The organism is Nostoc sp. (genome assembly GCF_036916985.1).
In the GTDB taxonomy this organism is placed as follows: domain Bacteria; phylum Cyanobacteriota; class Cyanobacteriia; order Cyanobacteriales; family Nostocaceae; genus Nostoc.
This window is the reverse complement of the sequence record NZ_JBALFD010000071.1, coordinates 1-16,447: the sequence shown is the minus strand read 5'-3', so window position 1 is coordinate 16,447 and position 16,447 is coordinate 1. Positions and strand designations below refer to the sequence as shown.

Below are 16,447 nucleotides of genomic sequence, written 5' to 3'. Positions count from 1 at the left end.
CTCAGTATTCCCAGCAATATCCTTGATGTATCACTTCTTTTATACAAAAGAGCGATCGCCATATTTGTGCAGAGTATCTAAAAAAGATTTAAGCCACTTTTAACGGTTTTTGAGGAAAAGTAATTGGCTCTGGCAAAGGTTTTCCTTGCTCTTCATACCATTCAATCAGAGATTCAATCACCTCTTGTCCGTGTATAGCGGCTTCTTCATAACTCTTACCATGAGTCTGAAATTGCTGCCAAGGAAATTCCGGTAAGTGTACTAAGTAGCAATTATCCTCATCTGACCATTGAATTACCATACTATAGCGATCGCTCATTATTCTTCCTCTATTTCTATTTCTCCAAGTTGTTTCAAAACACGATTGGCTTGCTTTTCTAAGTATCGGGGTGCATCGTCTCTATCTTTTCCAGCAATGGTAACTGTGATTCCCCTTAAAAAATATTTTTATTCCTTTCATAAATAAATTTAGGGTGCTGTTACCCTATATTCGGGGCTAATTTTTTTCTGTTCCCTGTTCCCGCCCCGTTGGCGCAGCCTCTCGTAGAGAAGGAACTTAGTAAATGTTGCCATGTTTTTGGGAACCCTAGATACTGAGGTATTCAAAATTAAGCCCTATGGTCAGCATTCCCGGTTATCACGTTAGCAAAAAACTCTATAACGGTTCTCGAACCTTAGTTTATCGCGCTAATCGAGAGACTGACCAAAAATCTGTGGTGATTAAGCTGATGAAAACTGCTTATCCCAGCTTTAGCGAATTGGTACACTTTCGCAACCAGTTCACCATCGCCAAAAATTTGAATCTACCTGGAATCATCCAAACCTACAGCCTGGAAACCTATCAGAATGGCTATGTGTTAGTGATGGAAGACTTCGGGGGAATTTCCTTGAAGGAATGGGGAGTGGGGGGAAGGGTAGAATCTCTGATGGAGTTTTTACAAATTGCGATCGCTCTGTGTGATGCCTTAGATATTCTAATTCGTAATCGGATCATTCACAAAGATATTAAACCCGCCAATATTTTAATTAATCCAGAAACTAAAGAAGTTAAGTTAATTGACTTTAGTATTGCATCTCTGCTACCACGAGAAACTCAGATATTGATGAGTCCTAATGTGTTAGAAGGAACACTGGGCTATTTGTCTCCAGAGCAAACTGGACGAATGAATCGAGGGATTGACTACCGGACTGATTTTTATTCTTTGGGTGTAACTTTTTACGAATTACTAACAGGGCAATTACCATTTCAATCGCAAGATCCGATGGAATTGGTACATTGTCATATTGCCAAACTTCCGCCATCCCTTCGGGAAGTTAAAAGTCAAAAGTCAAATGTCAAAAGTGAAGAGATTCCGCAAGTGTTGTCAGACATTGTGATGAAATTGATGGCGAAAAATGCTGAAGACCGCTATCAGAGCGCATTTGGGCTGAAATATGATTTAGAAAATTGTTTAGCTCAACTCAATGAGACGGGGAAAATTGTAAGTTTTCCAATTGCTCAACGGGATGTGTGCGATCGCTTTATTATCCCAGAAAAACTCTATGGTCGTGAGCATGAAGTTGAAATTCTGCTAAAAGCCTTTGACCGCGTTACCAACAATCAGACAGAATTAATGCTGGTGGCTGGTTTTTCTGGTATTGGTAAAACTGCTTTAGTTAACGAGGTTCACAAACCTATTGTCCGGCAACGGGGCTACTTCATTAAAGGCAAATTTGACCAATTTAATCGGAATATTCCCTTCTTTGCTTTTGTACAGGCATTTCGAGACTTAATGGGACAATTACTGAGTGAAAGTGATGTCCAATTGTCAACTTGGAAAAATAAAATTTTACAAGTGCTGGGCGATCAAGGACAAGTTATTCTTGAGGTAATTCCCGAATTAGAACAAATTATTGGTCAACAACCACCTGCAACTGAACTTTTACCAAGTGCAGCCCAGAATCGCTTCAATTTACTCTTTCAAAAGTTCATTCAGGTGTTCACTACAAAAGAACATCCATTAGTAATTTTCCTTGATGATTTGCAGTGGGCCGATTCTGCATCACTGAAATTGATGCAACTGTTGATGAGCGAGTCAGGAAGTGGCTCTTTACTTTTAATTGGGTCTTATCGAGATAATGAAGTATCTACCACGCATCAGTTGATGTTGACTTTAGCGGAGATTTGCAAAGCCAATGCCACAATTCACAGCATTACTTTAGCTCCGTTAAGTAAAGCTAGTTTAAATCAATTGGTGGTTGATACCTTGAGTTGTTCAGATAAAACTGCCCAACCTCTAACGGAACTCGTCTATCAAAAAACTCAAGGAAATCCATTTTTTGCAACACACTTTCTCAAAATATTATATGAAGATGGACTGATTACTTTTAATTCCGATCGAGGGTACTGGCAATGTGATATTGTTGCTGTGAAAGCACTTGCCCTTACCAATGATGTTGTAGAATTCTTAGCGCTACAGTTGCAAAAATTGCCAGCAGCAACGCAAAATATGTTGAAATTAGCTGCGTGTATTGGCAACCAGTTTGATTTGCGAACCCTAGCAATTGTTTCTGAACAATCGGAAACCGAAACGGCAGCATCTTTATGGAAAGCTTTACAAGAAGGGTTAGTTTTACCTACTACTGAAGTTTATAAATTCTTTCAATATAGTGGGCATGATTCTGACTCAAACCCATTAAATTGCAATTTCCAAGTCCCCATCTACAAATTTTTACATGACCGGGTACAACAAGCGGCTTACTCTCTGATTCCAGGTGAGCAGAGACAATTTAGCCATCTTAAAATTGGTCAATTACTCTTGCAAAATACCTCTGAGTCACAGCAAGAGGAGCGGATTTTTGAGATTGTCAGTCAGTTGAATCGAGGAATGTTACTAATTACCCAACCGACTGAACGTCAACAATTAGCTCAGTTAAATCTGAATGCTGGTCGCAAAGCGAAAGAAGCTACTGCTTATGTTGCAGCAATTCATTACTTCTATTCTGGAATGCAGTTGTTGACAATTAATAGTTGGGAAATCGCCTACGAACTGACTCGAAGTTTACACGAAGAAGCTGCCGAAGCTGCTTTTCTCAATAATGAATTTGACCAGATGGAATCTCTGATCCAGGTCGTCATTGAAAAAACAACTACCTTACTGGATAGAGTGAAAGTTTATGAAGTGCAACTCCAAGCTTATCAGGTGCAAGGTCAACCATTCCAAGCGATCGCAACTGGGCGCGAACTTCTCGCCCAACTTGGGGTAACATTACCTGAATCAGTAACACCTCCAGACATTCAGCAATATGTAGTAAACACGCTCTCCACCTTGGCAGGCAGAAGTATTCAGGACTTAATTGATTTGCCATTAATGAATGATGTCAAAGCTTTGGTTGCGTTGCGGATTATGGCTAGCATTGCTCCTGCCATCCACCAAACTGCCCCTTATCTGTTCCCAATTATTGCCTGTGAAGAGGTGAATTTATTTCTTAAATACGGCAATGCACCACTCTCAGCACCAGGATATGCAGATTTTGGAATTGTACTTAATACTTGTAACCAACTGGAGTTAGGCTACGAATTTGGCAAGCTAGGTTTAATGCTTGTGGATAGATTTCAAGCAAAATCTGTTCAAAGCATGACTATATTTAAAGTGGCTGCATTGAATCAATGTAATAAACAACATGTTCGGGAATCAATTAGTTTATTACAGGAATCTCATAATATTGGATTAGATACGGGCGACTTTTTTCATGTGCTGGCATCGATGATTTTCAAATTATTCTACGTCTATTTAAGTGGCACAGAAGTTTTGGAAGTCTTGCTAGTAGATATCAAAAACTATGAATCTAATTTTGCCAAAAATCAGCGCTTATTAAATTGGTCTAGCATAGTCTGTCAAAGTATTAACAATTTAACTACATATAGCGATAATCCAGAATGCCTCCTTGGTGAATCTTGTCAAGAAGAACAACTCTTATCTGCGCTGCTCGCAGAGAACGACGAATTAACACTCCATATATTTTTCTTAAGTAAGTTAATACTCAGTTATCTATTTGAGAATTTTCCGGCGGCAGTTGAAAATGCAAATCAGGGAGAACAATACCTCAACGGTGCGGCAGGAATGTTATCTGTGCCTGTTTTCTACTATTACGATTCTCTCTCTCGGCTGGCTGTCTATCCAACGGCTGAACCATCCCAACAAGAGCAATTACTCTTAAAGGTTGGCGAAAATCAGGAAAAATTGCAGTTCCGAGCCAACTTCGCACCGATGAATTTTCAGCACAAATTTGATTTGGTGGAAGCAGAACGCCATCGGGTTTTAGGCGAAAAAATAGCAGCAATAGAATTGTACGATCGCGCCATAACTCTAGCGAAAGAAAACCAATATATCCAAGAAGAAGCCTTGAGCAATGAGCTTGCTGCCAAGTTCTACCTCGACTGGGGTAAACAAAAAATCGCCCAAGTTTATATGCAGGAAGCTTATTACTGCTATGCTCGTTGGGGTGCTAAAGCCAAAACTGAAGACTTAGAAAAACGCTATCCTCGACTCCTGGCTCCCATCTTACAAGGGCAACATCATCGCTTTCAAGTGAATTCAACCGTAGATGCATCATTATTTCCACATCAAACCATCCATACAAATCTTTCTAGCAGCAGTATTTCGGAAGCCCTCGATTTTGCCACCATCTTTAAAGCCTCACAAGCTCTCTCTAGTGAAATTCAATTAGAGCAATTACTGACTACTCTTTTGCAAGTGGTAATGGAAAATGCTGGGGCACAAAAAGCTGCATTACTTGTACTCCAACAGGGCGATTTAGTGGTTGAAGCTGTAGCCACCATCAATGAAGGAGTCACTCTGGTATCTGTACCATTGTCAACCAGCGAAGACATTCCCATTACACTGGTAAACTATGTCAAACGCAGCTTGAAAACTGTTGTGCTAGATAATGCAACAGCACAAACTGATTTTATCGCCGATTCATATTTCATGCAGCAACAACCTAAGAGTGTGTTGTGTACGCCGATGTTAAATCAAGGTAGACTCATCGGGCTACTATATCTAGAAAATACGCTGACAATTGGTGCATTTACAAGCAATCGCACTGAAGTTATCCAACTGCTATGCGCTCAAGCTGCCATCTCTCTAGAAAATGCCCGTCTTTATCAAGAATCTCAAAATTATGCCCAACAGTTAGAGCGATCACTACAAGAACTGGAGCATACGCAATTACAAATGGTGCAAAATGAAAAAATGGCAACCTTGGGTAATTTGGTTGCTGGGGTGGCACATGAAATTAATAATCCGATTGGATTTCTCAAAGGCAGTCTCAACAATGCCGAAGATTATATCCAAGACTTACTTGCTCATATCCAATCCTACCAACAACATCATCCCACTCCAGCGATCGCAGTGATTGAGCATGGCGAAGAAATTGATCTAGAATTCTTGACTGAAGACTTACCAAAATTAGTAGGCTCGATGAAGGTGGCTTCAGAAAGGATCAAAGATATTAGCATCAGTCTTCGCACCTTCTCCAGAGCCGATACAACCGAAAAAGTTGCTTGTAACCTCCATGAAGGGATTGAGAGTACCCTGTTGATTTTGAAGTATCGCCTCAAAGCTAATGAAAAACGTCCAGCAATTGAAGTCATCACTGAATACGGGAAATTACCACCAGTTAAGTGCTTTTTAGGACAGTTAAATCAAGTATTTATGAACATCCTTGCTAACGCTATCGATGCCTTAGATACTTCCTGTGAGGGGCTTTCTTTTGCCCAAGCCCAAGCCAATCATCACCAAATACTGATTCACACCGAAGTATCCAGCGACCAAAGCATGGTAGCAATTCGCATCAAAGATAATGGTCAGGGGATGCCAGAGGAGATTAGATCGCAAATATTTAACCACCTATTTACAACAAAAGAAGTTGGGAAGGGAACAGGATTAGGATTAGCGATCGCTCGTCAAATTGTCGAAGAAACCCATAATGGGCGGTTGAGTTGTAATTCTGTGCTTGGCGAAGGAACAGAATTTGTCATTGAGATTCCAGTTTTTTAACTAATTCGCGATTTTCGTTTCAATGCATAACTCGTCTAATTTTTCGGTAGTGCAGAGAACAGCGATCGCACAATTCTACAAAATCTGTATAATTTGATTCTAAATTAGGTATCGTTCAGAGTTAAGATGACACAATTGCCTCAAATTGTGGTTAAAACTACAAAAAATTGTTAAAACAACTAACTAATACAGTATTTCCAGCCTCAGTCTTCCGGCTAGAGAGTGGTTTAACTTTTATTCATCAAGAAATTCCCACCACTCCCGTAGTTGTGGCGGATGTTTGGGTGCGTGCTGGAGCCAGCCTAGAGCCAAAACCGTGGTTTGGTATGGCGCACTTTTTAGAACACATGATTTTTAAAGGTACGGCGACGCTACCCCCTGGGATGTTCGATTCCAAAGTTGAAAATCGGGGTGGCGTGAGTAATGCGGCGACAAGCTATGATTATGCTCATTATTCAGTCACCACTGCTGCCGCTTATTTAAAAGATACTCTGCCCTACTTGGGAGAACTCCTGCTCAATGCAGCAATTCCAGAAGATGAATTTAGCCGCGAACGCGACGTGGTGCTAGAGGAAATTCGCTCTTGTCAGGACGATTCCGACTGGATAGGATTTCAAGCGCTGATTCAAAGCATCTATCCACATCACCCTTACGGACGTTCGGTGTTGGGTACTGAGCAAGAACTGATGCAGCAGTCACCAGAAGCAATGCGCTGTTTTCACCGCACTCACTATCAGCCGGAAAATATGACGGTGGTAATTGCCGGAGGTATAGCCCAGCAACCAGCTTGGGAAATGGTCAATCATTCATTTGCTGATTTTGTCGAACGCTCTAATTGTCCGCAATTTGAGAAAGTGGCAAAGCCAGTAATAACAGGTATTCACCGTCAAGAACTGTGTTTACCACGCATAGAACAAGCGCGATTGTTGATGGCGTGGCTGGTACCCGGAGTAGAAGATATCCGTACTGGCTATGGTTTAGATTTCTTGTCGGTGTTATTAGCAGAAGGGCGAACTTCGCGTTTAGTACGTGATTTGCGCGAAGATTCGCAATTGGTACAAGGAATTTGCAGTAGTTTTTCTCTACAACGGGAATCAAGTTTATTTACAATAACTGCCTGGTTGGAACCAGAAAATCTAGAGGAAGTTGAGTCTTTAATTTGCACTCATTTGGATGATTTGCAGACTAAAGGAATTAGCGAACAAGAACTTGCGCGTACACGTAGGCTGCTATGTAATGAATATGCGTTTTCCACCGAAACGCCAAATCAACTGACGGGGCTTTATGGGTATTACAATACCATTGCCCAAGCTGAATTAGCTGTGACATATCCCCAGCAAATTCAGTCTTTTGATGCCCAAGAACTGCAAAAATTAGCTAAACAGTATCTCTCGCCGGAGAATTATGCGGTTACTATACTTAAACCGTGTTAAGTATTGGGCATGGGGCATCGGGCATTAGTTTTTGACAAATGACGAATGACAAATGACAAAGGACAAATGACAAATGACAACCTTGTTGCAAAAATCGCCCATCCATCGCACCGTATTAAACAATGGTATTGTCGTGCTGGTGGCAGAAAATCCGGCTGCGGACATTATTGCAGCGCGAATCTTTGTGCGTGCTGGTAGTTGTAACGAAAACCGGGAGCAAGCAGGGTTGGCACATTTGCTCTCAGCAGTGATGACAAAGGGATGCAATGGACTTTCTAGCTTGGAAATTGCCGAAAAAGTCGAGTCTGTAGGGGCGAGTTTGAGTGCCGATGCTGGCACTGATTATTTTTTGCTATCTTTCAAGACGGTAACATCCGATTTTGCGGAAATTTTAACATTGGCGGGGCGGATTTTGCGATCGCCGACTTTTCCCGAAACTCAAGTAGAACTAGAACGGCGTTTAGCACTCCAAGATATTCGTTCCCAAAAAGAGCAACCGTTCACTGTCGCTTTTGAACAAATGCGGCAAGTAATGTACCAAAATCATCCCTACTCCATGTCCGTGCTAGGAGATGAATCCACCATGAGCCGCTTAACTCGTGCGGATTTGGTGGAGTATCACCAAACTTATTTCCGTCCAGATAATATAGTAATTAGTATTGCTGGTAGAGTCACACCCACAGACGCAGTGGCATTGGTGGAAGAAGTTTTTGGTGATTGGCAATCCCCAGCCCAAGCACTGCCAATACTGAATTTACCTGAGATTAAGATAGAACCGCAGGTAAGACTAAAGCCAATACAGACACAACAATCAATCGTGATGCTCGGTTATTTAGGAACAGCGGTGAGTTCTATTGACTACGCCCCACTGAAGTTGCTGTGTACCTACTTGGGAAATGGGCTTTCTAGCCGCTTGTTTGTCGAATTACGAGAAAAACGCGGTTTAGCTTACGAAGTCTCCGCCTTTTACTCTACAAGGCTATTTCCAGCGTCCTTTGTGGTTTACATCGGTACAGCACCGGAGAATACCAGCATTGCCCTAGAGGGACTGCGTACAGAAGTAGATTTATTGTCTACCACCGAAGTATCCGAAAGCGCACTCCAAGCTGCTAAAAACAAGATTCTGGGGCAATATGCTTTAGGTAAACAAACGAACGGGCAAATTGCTCAAATATACGGTTGGTATGAAATTTTGGGCTTAGGAATTGATTTTGACACCAAGTTTCAAGAATTGATTACGGCTGTGAGTGCCCAGGATGCGATCGCTTCAGCTTGTAAGTATTTAAAAGAGCCTTATTTATCTTTAGTTGGTCAAGAAGAAGCAATTAATCGTGCGATGTCTACGACGGGCGAAGCCTACGTATAGGCTGACTTTAATTCTCTCCTTTTTAAGAATGATTAGAGAGAAAACATATTGAATTATATGCCGCAGCTACCCCGTTGGAGACATTACACAATGGAGATATGAGTGAAAAAAAATGTAGAGACGTAGCACTGCTACGACTCTACAAGGGTTCTGGATAAAGCATATTTCATAATTTCTGGAGATTTCTAATTTTATCTAAGTTTAATTAAAAATTAACAACCAGTTAGTATAGGGACAATCAAATCGATTTAAAAACGTTCTAATTGTAGTAATATCTTTGCGTAGGTGTAGCCCAAACCAGGCATCGCACCTGATTAAAAAAAATCCCTGAGTACAAATAAAATAGAAGGCTGGGATGATACAACCCCAAAGTCAAAATAGTATCACCTACACACGCGTTATCCACCTAAGTCATGTAATTGACGTAGATATTCCCCAATGGTCTGGAGATCCCACAGTAGAGTTTGAAACTGTGGCTGAACTAAATAATGATGGCTATTACCTGCGGCGTTTCTCCTTGGGGGAACATAGCGCCACCCATATCAACGCCCCTAACAGCTTTCATAGTTCTGCTCTGGGAATTGACCAATACCCCGCCCAGTCTTTAGTTGTACCAGCGGTGGTCATAAATATTTGCCAAGCCACAGCAGATAATTCTGATTATGCCCTAACTATTGCTGATGTTTTGGCTTGGGAAGAAGAACACGGTGAAATTTCTCCTGGCTGCGTAGTTATACTGAATACTGGTTGGGAAAAAAAGTGGTTTGATAAAAGTGCATTCCTCAATCATGATGCTCAAGGGATTCCCCACTTTCCAGGATTTGGCAGCAATGCCACTCAATTTTTACTTGATGAACGGCAAATAGTTGGAGTGGGAATTGATACTCATGGTGTAGACCCTGGACAGGATAACAGTTTTGCGATTAACCGCTTGGTTTTAGAACAACCGCGCATTGTGTTGGAGAATCTGACGAATTTGGATCAATTGCCACCTAAAGGTACTACTCTAGCGATCGCAGTTCTGAGATTACGTGGTGGTTCTGGTTCTCCTGTTGGAGTATTGGCGTTAGTGCCTTAATTTTTATATCGATATTTAGCGATCGCGCCAATTTTCTAAACTTGAGGATAACCTAGAAAGCAAGCAAACTTAAATACACAAGTTTCAGTAGATCATCAGCCGGAGATTTTCAAAATGACAACTCCGCTATCTTGCCGCAATTATATAGACGGTCAATGGTTGAGTGCCAAAGAGGAAGCAACCCTAGAAAGTCGCAACCCTGCCGACAAAACCGAAGTGGTTGCCACATTTCCCCGTTCCCAAGTTCAGGATGTAGATACAGCAGTAGCCGCCGCCCGTAAAGCCTACCGTAGTTGGCGCACAGTCCCCGCCCCAGCTAGGGCAGAATACATCTTTCGTGTTGGGGAAATATTACTCCAGCATAAAGAAGAACTTGCCCAATTAATCAGTCGAGAAATGGGTAAACCCTTGACGGAAGCCAGGGGAGATGTCCAAGAAGGTATTGACTGTGCCTTTTACAGTGCTGGCGAAGGACGGCGATTATTTGGGCAAACCACACCCTCAGAAATGTCCAATAAATTCGCCATGACTGTGCGGATGCCTATCGGAGTCTGTGCCTTAATTACTCCTTGGAATTTCCCAGTGGCAATTCCTTGCTGGAAAGCTATGCCAGCCTTGGTGTGTGGCAATACAGTTATTCTCAAGCCTGCTGAAGATACTTCCGCCTGTGCAACTAAATTGATTGAAATTTTTCAACAAGCAGGTTTACCACCAGGAGTAATTAACTTGGTGCATGGTGTGGGAGAAGAGGCGGGGAAAGCTTTAGTTGAGCATCCCAATGTAGATTTGGTGTCGTTTACCGGTTCTTCAGAAACGGGTGCTTTTGTCGGCGCGACTTGCGGACGCACTCACAAGCGTGTCTGTTTGGAAATGGGTGGTAAAAATGCCCAAGTGGTGATGGAAGATGCCGATTTAGACCTTGCTCTTGATGGGGCAGTGTGGGGAGCATTTGGAACAACAGGGCAACGCTGTACGGCTACTAGTAGGCTGATTTTACATCGTGATATCAAGGAAAAATTTACCGCTATGCTTTATGAGCGTACCAGTAAATTACGCTTGGGTGCTGGCACTGATCCAAATACAGATATTGGTCCAATAGTCAATGAAAAGCAACTCCAACAGGTGAGCAAATATTTAGATATCGCTCGTGAGGAAGGGGCAAAGGTCTTAATTGGTGGAGAAATTGCTAGTGAAGGCTCATTGAAAAACGGTTACTTCTTTCAACCAACTATTTTGGATGATGTAACTCCTGATATGCGAGTTGCTCGTGAAGAGATATTTGGGCCAGTAGTGGTATTGATTGAGGTTAGCTCCTTTGAGGATGCGATCGCAATTCTCAACGATAGCAATTATGGTCTTTCTTCTTCAGTTTACACCCGCAATATCAATCGGGCTTTTACTGCCATGCGCGACATCGAAGCAGGTATCACCTATATTAACGGCCCCACTATTGGCGCAGAGGTACACTTACCCTTTGGGGGTGTGAAACAAACCGGTAACGGACACCGCGAGGCTGGAACTACTGCAATGGATGTTTTCACAGAATGGAAAAGTGTCTATGTTGACTTCTCTGGAAGTTTGCAACGCGCTCAGATAGATAATCGTAGTTAATTATCTGCAAATACACTTGGGTTAAGGTTTTATTCTCCTTAACCCTCCTGAAATTTGAATCCCCTAATTGATTCTGAATCAATAGGGTGTACCATCACGATGAATAAATTTTCTAGACTTGCCATCAGGGCTGGCTGCTGTTAGCAAATTTTCTACATCGGGGAAAGTAGCTTGGTCATTGGGAGTACGATCTCCTATCTCTAGATAAATTGCAACAGAGGATGAGCGATTTACTAAATGATGTCCATTTGCCTCACCTGCGGGAAATCCTGCTGCTATTCCTGGCGTGAGAATTTCTGCACCTGCATCTGTAATTAATGTCAGTTCACCTTCCAAAACATAGATTAACTCATCTTGATGAGAATGCCAGTGTCTTAAAGCCGAATAACTTCCAGGCTCTAACTTCACTAAATTTACTCCAAAGTTTTTCAATCCGGCAAAGTTTCCTAACCTTTGTCGTATTCTTCCTGCAACTAATGCTTTGAACTCTTCAGGATAATTCGTATTTCTTTCTGTAGGTACTTGTTGAGGATCGATAATCATAGAATTACCAATTGGATTTATTGTGGATTATGCCACAAAATTTAGAACAGGTATCTTAATTATTGATGTACCTTAGTCCTTTGAGAAATTATGAATCAGAATATTGTAAGTTGCAGAATTTCGATTATTATTCCGGCTATTAATGAAGCGGTCAATATCAAAGAAGCAGTTACAACCACCCAACCTAGTACAAATATAGAAGTCATAGTAGTAGATGGTGGCTCAAAGGATAACACAGTAGAAATAGCCCAGTCTTTAGGTATCAAAGTTATCTCATCATCTCCCGGTCGTGCTGTGCAAATGAACGTGGGTGCTGTCGCGGCTAGCGGTGAAATTCTATTATTTCTCCATGCAGATACTCGTTTGCCGACTGGGTTTGATGACATGATTCGCACAGCACTACAACAGCCGGGGAGTGTGGCTGGTGCATTTAAATTGCGGATTGATGCGTCACTTTTCAGTTTACGATGGGTGGAGTGGGGGGTAAATGTGCGATCGCATTTTTACCAAATGCCTTATGGCGACCAAGCAATTTTTTTAACAAAGGAAGTATTTCAGCAAATAGGCTGTTTTCCCGAATTGCCTATCATGGAAGACTTTGAACTTATGCGTCGTTTAAAACGCATCGGACGCATTGTAATTATCCCGACACCAGTTGTCACCTCAGCCCGTAGATGGTTGCAAAAGGGAGTATTCAAAACTACGTTACTTAATCAATTAGTAATTACTGCTTATTTACTTGGCATTTCACCGGAGCGAATTCGTTGCTGGTATCGCCGAGACAAATTTAAGAGGGTTTAAGAGGATGTTAGGACTAGCCCAGAATCCCCGAATTTAGCTATGCACATTCGGGGAATTATGTCAATTTACTTCACCTTTTTCCTGAAGGAGCGATCGCCAATCTTCAATCGCCTTCTCCGTCCACAGCCAATTTTTAGCTAATTTATCTACCTGGAAATTTTCTCGATCGGACTTGAGAACCATTTGCCGCAACTTCATCGCTTCATTGAGATACTGTGTCTGCTTACCACTAGATTGACTAAGTGCAGATTTATACAATCCCAGAGCTAAACCAGCATAAGAAGTTAAAGCGTCTTGAGGCACTTCCGTCTTTGTGGATGTTGAGTTTGTGTTCTGTTCTTTGAGAGCTAAATTCAAAGCCTTAAACCAAGAATCATTGGCTCGATTTAGATTGCCTTCTGTGTAATAGGCAAATCCCAAAGCGTTATTATACAAAAGCGATTCGGGTTTAGCTTTGGCAGCAGTTTCCCAGTAACGACGGGCATCATCAATACTATAATTATTGTCTCCAGTTTGGATAGACTGCCACGCCAATCGTCCCTTGTAAAAATTCACAGATGGATCGTCAGCTTGTTTACTGGGAATTAATTTCAGGGCAGTTTCAGCCGCAGCCAGTGCGCCCCGATTAAGTAGTTCTTCTACAGCCAATAACCCACCTTGCAATTCACCCTGGCTCAATTTTTCCGTAGCAGTAGCAGTGACAATCCCAGTTGCTTCTATTCCCAAATCAATGTTCGGCTGTTTTTGAATGGGTCGAGAATCAGGTAAAGACTGGGTGGGAATTACTGGTATATTAGGCAGGGTTGCTTGGTTTCGATTTTGCCACCACCAATTGAAACCGATCGCAGCTGCTAACGTACTGATTCCCACAACACCCACAATCGGCCACAGCCTGCGGCGACGGGTACGATTTCTTGGTGAAAGTGGTGGCGGCGAAAAATTAGAATTTTGCCAATTTCCTTCCAGGTTCCCAGGAGTTACAGGTGGCGGTGGTGGAACTTCTCCCCACAAATCTGCTTCCTCTTGCAAAGAAGTAATTTCCTCTGAAATCTGGTTTTGATGAAGACTATTTTCGCGAATTTGTTGATCCGGTTCAATTACAGCTTTTTGGTTATCTAGCTGACGAAACAAATCCGAAACGATCGCAGAATCTTCTTCATAACTTGGGTCATCATACTCAATTTCATCAACTAAATCGCCCCAAGTATCTTCACCGAGCCAGTCCAACCCAGAAGAGTCACGTGTCAAACCAGAAGGAATCATGTCTTCCATTCCTAAAGGTATCTCGCTATCATCAGCCATAGCAGAGTACATCGTTGAAGTTGCCCCTAAAGGCGAACTATACTGATTCAGCGACTCCGTAGTTGCGGATAACTCAGTTTCCTGACTCAGAAAACCGTCAAATTCTGGCTGGAGATATAAAATCGGTAATGCCCAGTACATCTGGTGAGAACCATAAGCAGAAATTAATCCTTGGCGCACCCGACTGACGCACAAATCTACTGGATATCCCTGACTTAAATTGCGGTAAAATAATTGCGTAAGTGTCAACGCCACTTCATCAGGAATTCGTTCTGACATCGCCAAAACGCTTCTAATTCCCCGCTTTACTAGACTTTCTGCTAGGTTACGTTCGCCAGTATCTCCAGAAGGATTGGACGCAGGGGTGTATGCCCCCAAGCAGGAATTAAACACTGCCATTTGAATGTTATTGTTGACGAGCAAACCTGCCAAATCGTCCCCAGTCAAAATTTCGGTTAAGCCAGTTCTGCGACTAACAAGATAAATTTCTCCACCATTGGAGCCTAAGTTACTATGACCAGAGTAGTGTAGAACGTGGTATCTGCCTTGTTCTAGGGCTTGTGTCAGTTCTTCCCGTCCTGGTTGGTCTAATACAGTAAGTTCAATTTCTGGCAAACGATTGCTACCTTCAGTCAGTCGTGATGTTTGGCGCTGAAGTTCCGCCTGTAATTTAATTGCTTCCTGTTTCTGTAAATCAAGACGGACTTGATCTGAGGGAGAAGCAATTACCATCAATACTTTGACACCACCTTGTTCTAGTGGTGTGGGCATATTTTGGGATCGCAAAGGAGAAGCCCCAGAAATTCCACTTTGGAAGCGAGAAAAAGCCACATAAGGCCCAGTAGCCAGAGGGCGATCGCCTGCGTGCATCACTTCCCAAGGCAAACGAGCTAACCTAGTGTCTTTTAGCCCCAAACGTAAGCGTAGTACTTGTTGGTGATTCTGGGCAATACCTTGGGCAGTAATCCAACTATCTCTGAGAGTACCTTGAAATAAGGCATTATAGAATTGTTGACCCAATGCCACCAAATTAACAGAGTTCCTGGCGATATCGCTTTCGTGCCCGCCAGAAGTGAATGGATCTCCTTGTAACACCGACTTCAACGGGTCATTCATCAAATGCCCAGCAGCCATCAACCAATCAGCTATGGGCCAAGTCACCAATTCTTCTGCCAATGGTACCCCAGGCGCGACTTGTTCCGTCCGCACCAAGTAGTCATTTTGCCCTACTGGGGTTACGGAAATATGGAATTCCTGGGTCACAACTTCTCCTGCTTGCCTCCTAAATCTGGTTTGAAACGCGAAAGTTTCAAGTCGATTTTTCGCTCCCTCTAATAACTTAGATGCATCCTGCCCCTGAATGTTTCTAATTCAGTGCCATTTTGGTTTTTCTGCCCTGACAACTTTATCCGGATCGGATTACTTGGGTCTAGAACACTTAATTGGTAGATGCACCTTGATCTTCAACTCCCCTAGTTGGCTAACACCCACTGGGGGTTTTTTTATTTTGGCAAACAACAGCAACTTCTGACGCAGATATTCTCTACCAGAAAATAGTGCTTAATCCTAGAATACTTGATTAGTAGATGGATGTCCCTTGATCTTTAACTCCCTAATCTAGTTAATATTCACTCTTGTTTTTTTTGACACACGACAACAATCTATTTTCTAATAAATTTGTCCGGAGTATGGCAGTTAAACCTAGAACATTTAAGTGGTAGATGCACCCTGATAACTAGCTCCCCTGGTTGGCTAACGCCCACTGGGGTTTTTTTTATGAAGATAGAGTGCTATTCGTTAACCCTGGCACACCAATTTTGTCAAGTAGCGCACCGATATTTCATTGGTAGATATATCCTGATAACTAACCCCTCTGAGGTTTTCTCTGACCGCCAAATAGTAAAAACTTCAACCTCTGCTAATTTATCCGGTAGCGACCCATTTACTTTAGAAAGGATTATTGGTAGATGCACCCTGATAACTAACTCCCCTGTAGGTTAACACCAACTGGGGTTTTTTTATTTAAAAAAATAACTGACCTTGATAACTAACTCACCCGGTTGGCTAACACCCACTTGAGGTTCTTTCTCGTTTCGTAAGTGTAGCCGATCCTAGACATCACCATCAATCCTAATTTAGTTCATTTTCTCCGGAAGATACTAGCTGCCCCTAGAAAAGATTATTGGTAGATGCACCCTGATAACTAACTCCCCTGTAGGTTAACACCAACTGGGGTTTTTTTATTTAAAAAAATAACTGACCTTGATAACTA

General features: G+C 42.2%; 9 protein-coding genes. 6 read left to right on the top strand and 3 right to left on the bottom strand.

What is annotated here, in order from left to right:
• Window positions 1-88: 88 nt before the first annotated feature.
• Window positions 89-319: a type II toxin-antitoxin system HicB family antitoxin gene (locus V7L07_RS23645; protein WP_335061284.1), complete on the bottom strand. Its 231-nt coding sequence runs from the start codon at window positions 317-319 to the stop codon at window positions 89-91.
• A gap of 298 nt (window positions 320-617) precedes the next feature.
• Between V7L07_RS23645 and V7L07_RS23640 the strand changes: the two genes are divergently transcribed.
• From V7L07_RS23640 to V7L07_RS23620, 5 genes are all read left to right on the top strand, one after another.
• A complete protein-coding gene (locus V7L07_RS23640) occupies window positions 618-6,041 on the top strand; it encodes a trifunctional serine/threonine-protein kinase/ATP-binding protein/sensor histidine kinase (RefSeq protein ID WP_335061283.1) in 5,424 nt (1,807 codons plus the stop codon).
• A 167-nt stretch (window positions 6,042-6,208) separates the two neighbouring features.
• Window positions 6,209-7,474, top strand: coding sequence for a M16 family metallopeptidase (locus tag V7L07_RS23635; protein ID WP_335061282.1), 1,266 nt, complete (start codon window positions 6,209-6,211; stop codon window positions 7,472-7,474).
• Between the two features lie 73 nt (window positions 7,475-7,547).
• Window positions 7,548-8,840 carry a M16 family metallopeptidase gene (locus tag V7L07_RS23630; protein ID WP_335061281.1) on the top strand — a complete coding sequence of 431 codons (1,293 nt, stop codon included), beginning with the start codon at window positions 7,548-7,550 and terminating at the stop codon, window positions 8,838-8,840.
• Window positions 8,841-9,195: 355 nt separating this feature from the next.
• Window positions 9,196-9,918, top strand: a complete 723-nt coding sequence (locus V7L07_RS23625; RefSeq protein ID WP_335061280.1) for a cyclase family protein — start codon at window positions 9,196-9,198, stop codon at window positions 9,916-9,918.
• 114 nt (window positions 9,919-10,032) lie between these two features.
• A complete protein-coding gene (locus tag V7L07_RS23620) occupies window positions 10,033-11,529 on the top strand; it encodes an aldehyde dehydrogenase family protein (RefSeq protein ID WP_335061279.1) in 1,497 nt (498 codons plus the stop codon).
• A 78-nt stretch (window positions 11,530-11,607) separates the two neighbouring features.
• Here the strand turns inward: V7L07_RS23620 and V7L07_RS23615 are convergent, their stop codons facing one another.
• The gene (locus tag V7L07_RS23615; RefSeq protein ID WP_335061278.1) at window positions 11,608-12,072 is read right to left on the bottom strand and encodes a cupin domain-containing protein; all 465 of its coding nucleotides are present in this window, start codon (window positions 12,070-12,072) and stop codon (window positions 11,608-11,610) included.
• A gap of 90 nt (window positions 12,073-12,162) precedes the next feature.
• On the opposite strand from V7L07_RS23615, the gene V7L07_RS23610 reads away from it, so the two are divergent.
• Window positions 12,163-12,873: a TIGR04283 family arsenosugar biosynthesis glycosyltransferase gene (locus V7L07_RS23610; protein WP_335061277.1), complete on the top strand. Its 711-nt coding sequence runs from the start codon at window positions 12,163-12,165 to the stop codon at window positions 12,871-12,873.
• Between the two features lie 60 nt (window positions 12,874-12,933).
• Here the strand turns inward: V7L07_RS23610 and hetF are convergent, their stop codons facing one another.
• Window positions 12,934-15,438: a cell division protein HetF gene (gene hetF, locus V7L07_RS23605; RefSeq protein WP_335061276.1), complete on the bottom strand. Its 2,505-nt coding sequence runs from the start codon at window positions 15,436-15,438 to the stop codon at window positions 12,934-12,936.
• Window positions 15,439-16,447 lie beyond the last annotated feature (1,009 nt).

Bases quoted from the DNA above. Each gene is read 5' to 3' on its own strand.
- V7L07_RS23645 (WP_335061284.1), bottom strand. From the start codon at position 319: ATGAGCGATCGCTATAGTATGGTAATTCAATGGTCAGATGAGGATAAT.
- V7L07_RS23640 (WP_335061283.1), top strand. From the start codon at position 618: ATGGTCAGCATTCCCGGTTATCACGTTAGCAAAAAACTCTATAACGGT.
- V7L07_RS23630 (WP_335061281.1), top strand. From the start codon at position 7,548: ATGACAACCTTGTTGCAAAAATCGCCCATCCATCGCACCGTATTAAAC.
- V7L07_RS23625 (WP_335061280.1), top strand. From the start codon at position 9,196: ATGATACAACCCCAAAGTCAAAATAGTATCACCTACACACGCGTTATC.
- V7L07_RS23620 (WP_335061279.1), top strand. From the start codon at position 10,033: ATGACAACTCCGCTATCTTGCCGCAATTATATAGACGGTCAATGGTTG.
- V7L07_RS23615 (WP_335061278.1), bottom strand. From the start codon at position 12,072: ATGATTATCGATCCTCAACAAGTACCTACAGAAAGAAATACGAATTAT.
- V7L07_RS23610 (WP_335061277.1), top strand. From the start codon at position 12,163: ATGAATCAGAATATTGTAAGTTGCAGAATTTCGATTATTATTCCGGCT.